General features: G+C 50.6%; 13 protein-coding genes. 4 read left to right on the top strand and 9 right to left on the bottom strand.

Going from position 1 to position 13,226, the window contains the following annotated elements; all coding sequences use genetic code 11:
- Positions 1-2: 2 nt before the first annotated feature.
- From BLQ17_RS08360 to BLQ17_RS08330, 7 genes are all read right to left on the bottom strand, one after another.
- Positions 3-323: a Smr/MutS family protein gene (locus tag BLQ17_RS08360; protein WP_092221764.1), complete on the bottom strand. Its 321-nt coding sequence runs from the start codon at positions 321-323 to the stop codon at positions 3-5.
- 5 nt (positions 324-328) lie between these two features.
- Positions 329-1,483 (bottom strand): lipid-A-disaccharide synthase, encoded by a 1,155-nt coding sequence (lpxB, locus tag BLQ17_RS08355; protein WP_092221762.1) that lies wholly within the window; start codon positions 1,481-1,483, stop codon positions 329-331.
- Between the two features lie 57 nt (positions 1,484-1,540).
- Complete coding sequence (locus BLQ17_RS08350; protein ID WP_092221760.1) at positions 1,541-2,248, bottom strand: ABC transporter ATP-binding protein; 708 nt, start codon at positions 2,246-2,248, stop codon at positions 1,541-1,543.
- A gap of 4 nt (positions 2,249-2,252) precedes the next feature.
- Positions 2,253-3,032 carry an ABC transporter ATP-binding protein gene (locus BLQ17_RS08345; protein ID WP_092221758.1) on the bottom strand — a complete coding sequence of 260 codons (780 nt, stop codon included), beginning with the start codon at positions 3,030-3,032 and terminating at the stop codon, positions 2,253-2,255.
- A gap of 19 nt (positions 3,033-3,051) precedes the next feature.
- Complete coding sequence (gene livM, locus BLQ17_RS08340; RefSeq protein ID WP_092221756.1) at positions 3,052-4,257, bottom strand: high-affinity branched-chain amino acid ABC transporter permease LivM; 1,206 nt, start codon at positions 4,255-4,257, stop codon at positions 3,052-3,054.
- Between the two features lie 13 nt (positions 4,258-4,270).
- Complete coding sequence (locus tag BLQ17_RS08335; protein WP_092221754.1) at positions 4,271-5,173, bottom strand: branched-chain amino acid ABC transporter permease; 903 nt, start codon at positions 5,171-5,173, stop codon at positions 4,271-4,273.
- An 88-nt stretch (positions 5,174-5,261) separates the two neighbouring features.
- On the bottom strand, positions 5,262-6,389 hold the full coding sequence (locus BLQ17_RS08330) for a branched-chain amino acid ABC transporter substrate-binding protein (RefSeq protein ID WP_176761143.1): 1,128 nt from the start codon (positions 6,387-6,389) through the stop codon (positions 5,262-5,264).
- A 179-nt stretch (positions 6,390-6,568) separates the two neighbouring features.
- Here BLQ17_RS08330 and lpxK point away from each other — a divergent pair, with 179 nt between their 5' ends.
- From lpxK to BLQ17_RS08315, 3 genes are all read left to right on the top strand, one after another.
- On the top strand, positions 6,569-7,639 hold the full coding sequence (gene lpxK, locus BLQ17_RS08325; RefSeq protein WP_143005465.1) for a tetraacyldisaccharide 4'-kinase: 1,071 nt from the start codon (positions 6,569-6,571) through the stop codon (positions 7,637-7,639).
- Between the two features lie 196 nt (positions 7,640-7,835).
- Entirely contained in the window at positions 7,836-8,825 is a 990-nt protein-coding gene (gene lpxC, locus BLQ17_RS08320) for a UDP-3-O-acyl-N-acetylglucosamine deacetylase (protein WP_092221750.1), read from the top strand.
- A 401-nt stretch (positions 8,826-9,226) separates the two neighbouring features.
- Positions 9,227-9,589, top strand: a complete 363-nt coding sequence (locus BLQ17_RS08315) for a cell wall hydrolase (protein WP_092221748.1) — start codon at positions 9,227-9,229, stop codon at positions 9,587-9,589.
- Positions 9,590-9,696: 107 nt separating this feature from the next.
- Here the strand turns inward: BLQ17_RS08315 and BLQ17_RS08310 are convergent, their stop codons facing one another.
- On the bottom strand, positions 9,697-10,899 hold the full coding sequence (locus tag BLQ17_RS08310; RefSeq protein WP_092221746.1) for a DegT/DnrJ/EryC1/StrS family aminotransferase: 1,203 nt from the start codon (positions 10,897-10,899) through the stop codon (positions 9,697-9,699).
- 81 nt (positions 10,900-10,980) lie between these two features.
- On the bottom strand, positions 10,981-11,679 hold the full coding sequence (locus tag BLQ17_RS08305; protein WP_176761141.1) for a tetratricopeptide repeat protein: 699 nt from the start codon (positions 11,677-11,679) through the stop codon (positions 10,981-10,983).
- A gap of 139 nt (positions 11,680-11,818) precedes the next feature.
- Here BLQ17_RS08305 and xseA point away from each other — a divergent pair, with 139 nt between their 5' ends.
- Complete coding sequence (gene xseA / locus BLQ17_RS08300; protein ID WP_092221742.1) at positions 11,819-13,183, top strand: exodeoxyribonuclease VII large subunit; 1,365 nt, start codon at positions 11,819-11,821, stop codon at positions 13,181-13,183.
- The last annotated feature ends 43 nt before the right edge of the window (positions 13,184-13,226 follow it).

The following is a 13,226-nucleotide window of genomic DNA, read 5'->3' as shown; positions in this document are numbered from 1 at the left end:
GGTTATCCGTTTTTTTCAGCTTTCAGTCTGGCAATTGTCGCCCCCCAGCCGCCGGACGAATTGTCCGGCTGGTAAAAAGAGATAACCTTGGTATTTCTCGCAAGCAGGGCGTGAACCGATCTTCGGACATTGCCGATGCCTTTGCCATGTATCAGGCGTATTTCTCTGATACCGCGTGCCAGACATTCGTCAATGTAATCGGGGATGAGAGTTTTAAGATCCTTGGGGGAGAATCCATGCAGGTCCAGCACCCCGTCGATTTCAATATGCACCGGCTGATCGCAGGTTTCAGGATCTTGATCGGATAACCTGTCGTCGCCCATCTTTTTCATCCTGTTTTGTCAAGCAACCCCAAGGCCAGCTGCGCGGCGCGGGCCGATGCTCCGGGCTTGCCGAGTTTTTCTTTCACACTTTGCAGTCCCCGGATCATATCTGTCCTCTGCTGATAACTGTTCAGGAGCAGATTAAGCTCGTGGACAATTCTCTCTTGAGTGACCTCATGCTGCAGCAGTTCCGGCACGACCCTGTACCCTGCGATAAGATTCACCAGGGAAAAAAAGGGAATTTTCACCAGGCACTTGGCAAGAGCATAGGTGACGGGAGCCAGCCGGTAGGCGACCACCATGGGCGTGGTCAGCAGGGCCAGTTCCAGGGTAACGGTTCCCGATGCGGCGACTACGCAGTCGCAGGCAGCCATCATCTCGTATCTGTCGTCCTCGATGATTTTGATATTGACAAGATTACTGTATCTGTCGACTCCAGCCTCCCCCAGCGCTTGGCGGGAGATGGTTGCCGCTTTTGGCACCAGAAAAACAAGCTCTTCTGTTCTAGCCTGGCCAAGTTTGCAGGCTGCCTGCAAAAACAGCGGCAGCAGTGAGTTAACCTCACTCATTCGGCTGCCGGGCAACAGACCGATGCATCGTGCCTTGCTGTCTATACCATGGGTCGTCAGGAACTGCTCGCGGCTGCGCTTACGAAAGACACAGTCCAGAAGAGGATTGCCCACATATTCAGCCTCCACGCCCCTTTGGCCGAGGAACTCTTTTTCAAACGGGAGGATGAGCGCCAGCCTGTCCACTCTTTTTCGGATTGTTTTTATCCTCGAACTTCGAGACGCCCACACTTTGGGACAGATATAATAAAAAACCGGAATACCAAGAGCTTTGGCACAGGCTGCGAGCTTGAGGTTGAAATCGGGAAAATCGATGAGAATGAGCAGGTCAATTTTCTCTTCTTGAAGTCGTTTGCGCAGGATGCGCTGGGCCGAGACGATATCTCTTATTTTTGCAGCTACTTCAAGAACTCCCATGACCGCCAGTTTCTTGGCGTCGAAAACGATGTCAACCCCTGCTTCCCTGAGCTCCTCTCCGCCCATTCCCAGAAAATGAAGTGTTGGATCAAGGCGGCGCATCGCTCTGACGACACCAGCACCATGCAGGTCTCCGGAAGCCTCTCCGGCAACTATCATCACATTTTTACACATTGTTCAACGTTGCCATACAAAAAAAACGAGGTCTCACCCCGAAAACATTGGTGGTGATCAGATCCCCAGGTACGCTTTCTGCACTTTTTCGTTGGTGAGCAGCTCCCTGGCATCACCTGACAAGGTGATCTCGCCATTCTCAATGACGTAGGCGCGGTGAGCCACCTGCAGAGCCTGGTTGGCGTTCTGCTCCACCAGAAAAATAGTGGTGTTGCTCGATTCGTTGATTTCTTTGATTATCTCAAATATCTGCTTGATGACCAGCGGCGCAAGCCCCATCGACGGCTCGTCAAGGAGCAACAGCTGAGGCCTGGCCATCAGCGCCCGTGACATCGCAAGCATCTGCTGTTCCCCGCCGCTGAGTGTTCCGCCATCCTGATGACGACGCTGGGCGAGAATCGGAAAGAGGTCGAAGACATATTCCAGATCCTTTTTCACGCCGCCTTTATCCTTTCTCAGGAAGGCACCCATGTCGAGATTTTCCTGTACAGAGAGCTGGGGAAATATATGCCGCCCTTCAGGAACCTGACATATTCCCATCCTCACGATTTCATCCGACCCCTTGTCCTGGATTTCCGAACCGTTAAACAATATCTTGCCTGAGCGGCTTTTAACAACTCCGGAGATGGTCATCAGGGTGGTACTTTTGCCGGCCCCGTTTGCTCCGATCAGGGTTATGATTTCACCTTGTTCTATATTGAGGCTGACACCTTTCAAGGCAATGATGCTGCCGTAGCCTGCCTGTACGTTTTCAAGTTTAAGCATAAAATTATTCACCGAGGTAGGCTTTTATCACATCGGGGTTGGTGCGAATTTCCGCAGGATTTCCCTTGGCTATCATTTTCCCGTAATCCATGACGAAAATCCTGTCGGAGAGGCTCATGACCAATTTCATGTCATGTTCGATCAGCAGGATTGCCTGACCTTCCCGGCTGATTTTTTTGATCAGCTCGTCAAGCTCTTTGGTCTCCTGGGGGTTCATCCCGGCAGCCGGTTCGTCGAGCAGCAGCAGCAGCGGTTCGGTGGCAAGCGCCCGGGCAATTTCAAGCCTTCTTTGCGCACCGTAAGAAAGATTTTCAGCAAATTCATCAGCCTGATTGGCAAGTCCCACCTTTTCCAGAAGCGCATAACTGTATTCAAGAATTTTCCTCTCTTCCCGACGAGTTGCCCGGTTTCGCAAAATTGCTCCGAGGATGAAAGCCTTGGTCCGGCAGTGTCTGCCGATCATCACATTTTCAAGAACAGTCATTCGCGAAAACAGACGAATGTTCTGGAATGTTCTTGCCAGGCCGCGCTGGGTTACCTGGTTGGGTTTGAGTCCCTTGAGGTTTTTACTTTTGTTCGAACCTGCAGGAGTGAGCATCACCTCACCTGCGGTAGGTATGTAGATCCCGGTGACACAGTTGAAAAAAGTCGTTTTCCCTGCACCGTTAGGGCCTATAAGAGCGGCAATCTCACCCTGCCGGACATCCAGGTCCACTGAGTCCAGGGCACGGATTCCGCCAAAGTCCATGGTTAAGCCGGTTACTTTTAGTATTGGGGTTGTCATGTTACGTTAACAATTCCGGTTATTCTTGTTTGAATGTATAGGTTCTGCGGATTTTGGAGATGAGTCCCTGGGGCCTGAAGACCATCATCGCCACCAGGATTGCGCCAAAGGCAAGCATGCGGTACTCTGACAGGGCGCGAAGGTATTCCGGCAACAGGATCAGAATGAGCGCGCCAAATATAACGCCCACGATCGACCCCATCCCCCCTAGAACGACAATGGAAAGGATTATGGCCGACTCGAGAAAGGTAAAGCTTGCCGGATTGATAAAGGTTGTCTTTGCTGCGAAAATAACGCCTACGACGCCGGCCCAGAAAGCCCCAAGGGCAAAAGCGACCAGCTTGGTTTTCCGCTTATCGATCCCCATGGCCTGGCAGGCGATCTCGTCTTCCCTGAGGGCAATCCACGCTCTGCCCAGCCTTGAGTTCTGGAGTCGGTTCACGATAAAAATCGTCACGATCAGGAACAAGATCATGATGTAGTAGAGATAGAGGATCGAGTGTTCAAGGGAGAGGTTGATGCCGAAAAAATAGGGCCGGTCGATATTCGATATACCGCTTGGCCCCATCGAGAACTCGTTCCAGTTTTCAAGAATCAACCGTATTATTTCACCAAAGCCCAGGGTGACAATAGCAAGGTAATCGCCGCGGAGCCGGAGGACCGGAAATCCGAGCAGGATACCGGCAAATGCTGCCAGTCCTCCGCCGATTGGCAAAACCGCCCAGAACCCGAGGCCGAAGTGGTGATTTAAAAGTGCGTAGGAATAAGCACCAACCGCATAGAATGCAACGAAGCCGAGGTCGAGCAGACCGGCCATTCCCACCACGATGTTAAGCCCAAGCCCCAGGACCACGTACATAAGGGCGGTGATCATTATATTGGTCTGGTAGGTATCGAAAACAAAAGGAAAAATGACAACTAAGGAAAGAAGCACCCCAAGCATGATGTTGCGTTTTCTGGGATCGACAAGAATGCGATGAATCAGCGCCTGCGAATCGTCGCTGCTGTTTTTTTTCTTTTTTTCTTTTTGTTGTTTTCGGTGTCTGAAAAATTCAATCAGGCACCGGATACAGAAAATTCCGATGGCAACGTACAAGGCGTTGTGCCATCGCCACAGGACAGTTTTCTCGATGGGGTCGACCTTGATTACCATTAAAGGAAAAGTGAGAAAGACGAACCATAACGAGATAAGGACTGTTTTTTTGATTTCTTTAAGAGTGAACATAGTAACCGGGAGCTTACACTTTCTGTGTTTCATCCTTGCCGAGCAGGCCGGATGGCTTGAAGATCAGTATTAAAACCAGCAGAGCAAAAGCAAAAACATCCTCATAGTCACTTGAGACGTAGCCGGTTGCAAAACTTTCGGTGAGGCCGAGAACCAGGCTGCCGAGTACGGCGCCGGGTATTGAGCCGATTCCCCCGAGTACTGCAGCGGTAAAAGCCTTGATACCGGCGATGAAGCCGATATAGAAGTTGATCTGGCCGATATGCGAGGCAATCAACATACCGCCTATGGCGGCAAGTGCCGAACCGATGATAAAAGTGGCGGAGATGACATTGTTGACGTTGATGCCTACCAGCATGGCCATGGTGCGATCCTGAGCGGTTGCTCTCATCGCCTTGCCAATCCTGGTGAACTTGATCACAAAAGTGAGAATGATCATGACGACGGTGGTGGTGATAAGTATGACCAGATCGGAAGATCCGACGATGTGGGCGATGGGTTCCATAAACGCGAAGTCGGGTATGAGCTCAGGGAAAGGGAGAAAATCCGAAGTCTGGGCGAGCAACACATAATTCTGCAAAAAAATCGACATACCGATCGCACTGATCAGGGGCGAGAGCCTCGGAGCGTGACGCAGCGGTTTGTATGCAATCTTTTCAATGGTAAAGCCGTAAGCACTTGACCATACAGCTGCCGCGACCCCGGCAACGACTATTATCGCCAGCAGCGGAAAGCCGTATATGGACAGTACCGTAGCAACGATAAAAGAGGTGAACGCGCCGATCATGTAGATTTCACCGTGGGCAAAATTTATAAGCCCGATAATTCCGTATACCATGGTATATCCGAGCGCTATCAGGGCGTAGATAGCTCCCCGGGTAATGCCGCTGCAAAAAAGTTCGATAAAATAATCCATAGGTTACCACAAAAAAAAGTACCTGAAACTGCCCAGGCAACGAACCTGCAGCAGCTTCAGGTAGATTTTAGAAAGATATCAACAACCGTTACAGTTCTACAAATTCGCCATTCTGGACCTGATACACTGAGAACCCGACCCCGATCGCATCACCTTTATCATCAAAGTAGATGGACCCTACGGGAGTATCGACCTTCTCGGTCTGGAGCGCCTTTTTTAGAGCGTCCAGATCGGTTGACCCGGCCTTTTCTATAGCGTTGAGCATAGCGAGCGCTGCCGAGTAGGCATTTTCAAAAAATGCGCCAGGATCTGCACCATACTTTTCCTTATGTTCCTCAACCGCCTGTATGGACAGTGGATTTTTGGTGGTATCCTTGGGTCCTGAGGCGTATGCGCCTTCCGCGTCTTTACCGGCAACCTTGATAAAGGTGTTGTCTTTTACCCCGTCATCGGAGATAAAATCGGTCTTCAGCCTTTTCTTGCGCATCATGGAGATGATTTTAGATGCTTCAGGGTGATAGCCGCCAAACATTACCGCCTGGGCGCCGGATCTCTTGATCTTCTGTACTATCGCCGAGTAATCCACCGCACCGGGAGTCACGCCTTCGTATAGAACAACCTCCGCCTTGCCGGAGTCTTCAAGAAATTTTTTGGCAAACTCGGCAAATCCCTTGCCGTAATCGCCCTTGTCGTGGATCACGGCGATCTTGGTGTATCCAAGATTGTTGAGTGCAAACTCGACGTCTATCTTCGCCTGGGCATCATCCGGGGCGATTGTCCTGAAAAAGTTGGGATATTCTCCGCTCTGGGTAAGAGCCGGGTTGGTCGCGGAAGGAGACATGACCAGAACGCCGGCGTTGCTGTAGATCGGCAGAGCCGCCTTAGTGGCGCCGGAGCAGATATGTCCGAGAACCACGTCCACGCCGTCGGAAATAAGTTTGGTGGCGGTATTGGTTGCAACCTCGGGCTTGCATACGTCATCTTCAACCAGAAGCTCAACTTTTTTGCCGTTGATTCCGCCGTTGGCGTTGACTTTTTCAACCACCAGTTCGGCAGCTTTAACGGTAGGCAGGCCGTAGGAGGCGAGGTCTCCGCTGTGGGCTCCGGCCACTCCGAATTTTATAGTATCAGCGGCACTGCTGAGAGCTGGCGCAGACAAAGCGATCATAAAACAGGCCGCCGTTGAAAGCAGCTTCCCACTAAGTTGTAGCTTCATATTCTCCTCCATCAATATAAAAAAATGTGTGATCTCCCCTCCATTCTTTAAAAGTATTGAAAAATACCGTAAAGAATGAGCATATACAACAAAGTCATGATAGTAGTCTTTTACTGTTATTTTTGCAAAATCTAAAACTGCTGAAAGTAATTTTTTTGTCCATTTTTTTTGCTGAAACCATGAATTTTAATCATCAATTTTTTTTCTCATGCGGCCGACCCTTCAGTCCGTTTTATGGTCTGGCGATGAAACTCAGGCAATATCTCTATTCCAAAAATATTCTCAAGCGCCACACCCTGCCGGTGTCGGTCATTTCGGTTGGCAATCTTGTGCTGGGCGGCAGCGGAAAAACGCCTATGGTGCAGTTTCTTGCAAAATATCTGCAGAATAAAGGGCATAAGGTTGCAGTGGTCAGCAGAGGATACCGAGGAAAGGCAAGTAACCGGTATAACATCGTGTCCGACACCAGCCGTGTCTTTCTCGATGCCGAGCAGGCAGGCGATGAACCGGTTCTGCTTGCCCGCTCTCTTCCGGGAATACCCGTGCTGACCGGCAAAAAACGCATTCACCCCTGTAATGAAGCGCTAAAACGTTTTCAGGTCGACTGCATTATCCTGGACGACGGTTTCCAGCATATGGCCGTTGAAAGGGACCTCAATATCGTCCTGTTCGACGCCACTTTTCTTGCTGGCAACAGCAGGGTTCTGCCGGCCGGCCATCTCAGGGAGCCGGTTTCCTCCTTAAAGAGGGCTGACTGTTTTGTAGTAACCGGCGTCAATCGCCAAAACCGGGAAAGAGCAGAGGCTTTCGGCAGCCTACTGACGCAAAAGTTCATCTCGAAAAAACTTTACTATTCATCTATATCAATCTGTAATTGCGTATCATTTTACGATAGAAAGACGATAAGCTTAGAAGGTGTGCCGATAGCTGTCTTCTGCGGGATCGCAAACCCTGAAAGATTTCGCTCCTCAGTTACCGAAGCCGGGGGCCGGATTGTCAGCTTCACCGCCTTCGGCGACCATCAGCCGTACAGTCAGAAACACTTCGACAAATTAGCATCCCAGGCAGAGTCGGCGGGCGCGAGGCTGCTAGTCACCACCGAAAAAGACGGGGTTAAGCTTGCAGGGCTCAACCTCCATTTCCCCGTCGCGCTACTGGTAGTGGAGCAGAACCCGGATCACGAATTTGAACAGTTGGTAATGGATAGGCTGGACATATTTAATTCCTGTAATATCAAGAAGCAAGCCTAGCGCGCCATGTGTCAAAAAAAAAACCGCACACTGTTTTCGTGTTTTTCTCCCCACAGGCTCAAGCAACCGAACCTCCTTGCTGACATGCGTAACTCATTGTAAATGTGTAACAATGAAGACTCGAGGCAGTTGTTGCTGAGTTTGGCACACATATTGCAAATGTTATTCAAACTCAACACAACAATAAGGAATTATTATGTCTTTGGCTATAGATCCATTTCAATATACGTTGCGGCAAACGGTAAGTTGCTGCGGAGTCGGTCTTCACTCCGGAAGGACCGTAAATCTTGCTATCAAGCCTGCACCGGTGAACAGCGGGATAAGATTTTACCGCTCAGACCTGCCGGGCGACGTCTTTCTCAACGCCCATATGGACAAGGTTGTCGGCACCCAGCTGGCTACTACCCTGGGAAACGAGCAGTTCAGGGTGTCCACCACTGAGCATCTGCTGGCGGCCATACAGGGTTTTGGTATCGATAACGCTCGTATAGAGCTCGATTCCGACGAGGTGCCGATAATGGACGGGAGCGCCGAGCCTTTCTACAAGCTTTTGAAAACAACCGGAAAAAGCAGGCAGGAGGCGTTGAAGACGGCATTGCGCATCACCAGAACTGTGAGCTACACGGAAGGAGACAAACATCTTTCCATCGAGCCTTACGACGGGTTCAAGGTTACGGGCGAGATCTGTTTCGACGATACTTTAATCAACAAACAGAAATACACCTTCGATCTTCTGGGCGGCGGGTTTGAAGAGGAAATAGCCAGGGCCAGGACTTTCGGGTATGTCGAGCAGGTAGAAGAATTATGGGCGAACGGATTGGCACTTGGAGGCTCTCTTGCCAATGTGATAGCGATACACTGGAACCGGAAATCGGTACTGAACGAAGACGGCCTGCGATACGACGACGAGTTTATCCGCCACAAGGTTCTTGACCTGGTAGGAGACCTGGCGCTGCTCGGGTGCCCTATTCTAGGTCATGTCAAGGCGTACAAGGGCGGGCATGCTCAGCATCTTGGACTGATGAAGGCCATAGCCGCCTCCCCGGAAAGCTGGGAAGTCGTGGAGATCAAGAGAAACGGTGCCTACGCGGCTATCGGCGAAATGGCACACAAGACAAGACGTGCCGGCCAGAGTATCCTGCCGTTTTTTACAGCGCCAAATATTCCGAGCTTATCCGCAGCCTGATCTTGCCGGAAAATTTCAAACAAGGGTGGACGTCGATGGCAACTTCAAGGCGTCCACCCTTGTCCGTACATATTCCTGAGCCTTTCTTTGTTGTTGATACAGTTATAAACCGCCCCCCTTCCCTTGACGTGTCTATTACCTTGTTACGAGTGCGCACCGCCGGTTACGCTAAGACCTAACCTTGACTTTACGTATGTTTTGATCTACTGTTTTGAAGGTGTTTTTTTTATCCATATTTTTCGCAGACACCTGCAAAAATATAAAAGAATAAAAGAGAATTGCAATTTCGATGTGATACCCGCACTAGCGGCTCCGTTTTAGCGACAATGGCCGCGAGGACTCCGTTCAGGCAACATTCCTGAGGGTCAAAAAGAGTTCAGTGGGATTGCTGGAGAGAAACAATGACAGTTCTGGAAGGTTTGCTTTGGCTTACACTCAATGTGTATCACGAAGCAAGATCCGAACCGCAAATCGGACAGGTTGCGGTAGCCCTGGTTACGCTGAACAGGGCAAACGAAAGTAAGCGCCCCATCAAGGAAGTCGTCCAGGAACCCTACCAGTTCAGCTGGACATTTCAGAAAGATTCATATCTTCCCGACGATCCGAAGGCATTTCTTGAATGCATGAGATCCGTTTACATTGCGCTGAGAACCGAAGATTTCACCCATGGCGCAACCCACTACCATCTCGACAATATCGCACCAGACTGGTCAAGCCAGTTCACATATCTCAACCAGTTCGGCCGACACAAGTTTTATAAGTAGCCCGCACCCGTTTAAATGGACCACCGGATATCACGAGCCACCCGATAACAGCGTGGAATAAAAAAAATCCCGCCCCAAAAGAGCAGGATTTTTACGTCATGCAGCGGTTATACACTGGCCGCTTTTTTGAGCGCATCACACAAAGCGTCCAGCCGCTCCGGCTCCATCTTTACAGAAACCGGGTAAACCAGGGTTCTTTCAAGCAGGGCGGATGAGTTTGGCAGGGCCTTGGGGTCATATATAATCCTGCGTTTACCGCCTCTTCCGATGAAGGGATATCCCGACTCACATGGTGTTTTCCCCTCAAGGAGGTGTTCCCACTGCGGATAATAGTGCCAGCTGTTTTCACTGAAATTTATTGCCCCGAACCCCTGCTGTTTGAGAAAATCACCGATCCGTCGACAATGATCTTTATCCTGCATGGTAAAGGTGAAAAATGTTGCTGAATCTCCTTTCTCGTCGATCAGGTGCCGAAAACTCACCTTATCAATTGCGGCAGCAGCTTCCTTGAGCCGGGTCTTGTGCTTCTGCTGGGAGGCTATCATCGAGTCGAGCTTTTGCAGCTGGGCAAGGCCGATTGCGCCCTGCAGCTCCATCATCCGGTAGTTGAAACCTATAAACCTGCGCCCCTCCCCTCCCCTTCCGCCGGGATTGACCTGGTGATCGTGGCCGTGGTCATGGTATTCTGACATGGTTTGCCACAGGTGTTGATCATCGGTGACGACCATCCCGCCTTCGCCGGTGGTCATGGTTTTTACCGCGTCAAAGGAAAAGGTGCCGCAGTTACCAAAGGACCCGAGACGCCTGCCGCCAATGGTGGCTCCCGCCGCCTGGGCGGTATCCTCGAGCACGTAAACGTTGTGCCGGGATGCGATTTCAGTGATTTCCTCTATTCTTGCCGGCGCCCCGAGCATGTGAACGGGGATAATGCATTTGGTCTTATCGGTTATTTTCTGCTCAAGGTCGCGGGGGTCCATGTTCAGGGTAGTGTCAATTTCCGTGAAAACGGGAATTGCGCCAACGTCAAGGATGGCCTCCCAGGTGGCAACAAAGGTGAACCCTTGGGTTATGACCTCGTCTCCCGGGCCTACCCCAAGAGCCATGAGGGCGACTTTCAGCGCCGCAGTCCCGGAGGTCACCGCCTGACCGAACCCGACCCCGCAGTATCTTGCAAACTTTTCTTCGAACTCTTTTACCTTGAAGACCCCTTGTCGCTGCTCGTTGAATTCATACCGGAAGAGTACGCCCGTATCTAGCACGTCCATTATCTGCTGCTTTTCTTCTTCTCCAAAAACTTCAAACCCGGGCATGTCATGCTCCTGTTACAAGTTTTAAAATTTCACACCCACAAAAAAAGCTGTGGCGACCGCTTCTTCTGGAATCGTGCCTAGTTATTTCTCCATGGCTTTTACATGTGCCATTCGTGTTTCGATTTCCGTCTTCGCCTGGGAAAATTCGGGATCGTCCCCGACGTCGAGAAGGAAGTTATTGTAGATGGCGATTGCCTGTTCCAGATTTCCCTGCTCCTCTTCAACCCGTCCTTTTCCCAGATAGGCTATAAGTTTATAGCCGGTTATCTCCTGGAGCATCTCGTATCGCGCTGTCGCCTCACTATACGATTTCATCGCCTCCAGGGCTTGAGCATGTCCATAAAGGGCGAGTCCGTAAAGCGGATTATCGCGGTCCACTTCATCGGTTATGGCGCTGTACTTTTGTGCCGCATCGGTATAGTCTTTGTTTTTCATGTCGGTATGGGCGAGTTCCACCTCCGCCCATAAAGCGGCGGAAGTCCCTGCATAATCGGCAATGACTTTACCAAGGGCCGCACTCCTTGCACTGTCAGCGGACGAGAGCGCAAGCGAAAGTGCCGATGAGCTTTTTTCTTTTAGCTTTTTCTGATAGGAATTATAGAGCGACCAGGAAACGACACATATGACCGCAACGCAGATAATCGCAATTATCGCTTTTTTGTTCCGACGGATAAAGGCGATGACGTTGGGCGGCAGATTGAAGTGTTCAAGAATCCCTTCAATCTTGTCCATGGTTGTTTCCGGGGCCAGTCGTTTATTAAACGCACTCTCCTGCGACATGCGATTTTCCTCCTTAGAAGTTTGTGGTATATTACTTCTCACCAATATATATGAAATCCACCAATATATACCATACAAAGAGCTCTGTCCAACTGTAACAGCACAGATCCTATCCTGAACTGCAAAAGGCCGTATCATTATGTACCAGAACGAAAACAGTGCAATCTTAACCGTCAGCGAGCTGACCAGCTCAATCAAATCAACCCTTGAAAAGGAGTACAGATTTATCAGAGTCTGTGGGGAAATTTCCAACCTGAAGACCCCTTTTTCCGGTCATTCATATTTCACCCTCAAGGACAGCTCGGCTCAGTTGCGAACCGTACTTTTCAAGCAGCAGAAAAGGTTTATCGACCTCGATATCAAAGACGGCCAGGAGGTTGTCTGTTTTGGCAGGGTCACGGTCTACGAACCCAGGGGAGATTATCAGTTCATTGTCGACAGCATCGAACTTTTCGGTACCGGGAAATTGCAGATTGAATATGACCGGTTACGAAAGAAGCTCCTGGCTCTTGGTTATTTTGACGACAAACTGAAAAAACATGTTCCGTCCTATGTCAGGACCATTGCGGTTATCACCTCACCAACCGGTGCCGCTGTACAGGATTTTTTAAAAATCGTCAGACTCCGCAGAGCGGATATTGTTGTACATGTATTCCCGGTCAGGGTGCAGGGCGATGAAGCCGTGGACCAGATATGCAAAGCTATTGGAGAAGCTGAAAAAAGAGATCAATATCAGGCGATAGTACTCTGCCGTGGCGGAGGATCGCTTGAAGACCTCCTGGCATTCAACGACGAACGGGTTGCCGAAGCAATCCATCGATGCACGGTCCCGGTGGTGACAGGCATCGGCCATGAAACGGATTTTACCATCGCCGATTTTTGCGCGGATCTCAGGTGTTCGACGCCAACCGGTACCGCCGAACGACTGGTTCCCGACAGCGAAGCTCTTTTAACCCTGGTGAATTCGCACAAGACGCGACTGGCCAGGGTGATGAGACATCTGTTGACTGTTGCCCATCAGCAGTACCGCCACAAGGTCAGGCAACTCTCGGCAATCACCGGATTACTGCAGGGTGCAGAGCACAGGGTAGAGATGAGTTCGAACTATCTGGTCTCGGCGATGGCTGAGAGTCTTGGCCGGATGGAAAGAAGAGTCAATGCGGAAACGGTTAAACTCCGCGGTCTTTCGCCGTCGAACAGGATCGAATTACAGCAAAGCAAACTGCACCATTCGAAAACACTGATGTTTCACGCCATCCTGCGCACTCTCCGGCAAAAAGAGGCGGATCTTGGCAGACAAGCCGCCATACTCAACAGTGTCAGCCCCCTTGCCACCCTGGCCAGGGGGTATGCCATCGCAAGAAAATTTGATCAAGGACTTGGTGAATACAGGGTGTTGCGGGCAAGCATTGACGTGGAGCAGGGTGATACGGTCAACGTCATGCTCCATCAGGGGGAGATAAACTGCCGGGTGGTCGACACCGGCACCAAAACAGATGAGTGAGTTTTCGGGTGGGGGCGGTAAGATGCTCCTTTCCGCCCCCGAA

Source organism: Desulforhopalus singaporensis (assembly GCF_900104445.1).
In the GTDB taxonomy this organism is placed as follows: Bacteria; Desulfobacterota; Desulfobulbia; order Desulfobulbales; family Desulfocapsaceae; genus Desulforhopalus_A; species Desulforhopalus_A singaporensis.
The sequence above is the reverse complement of the archived record's forward strand: the minus strand, read 5'-3'. Positions and strand labels throughout refer to the sequence as shown.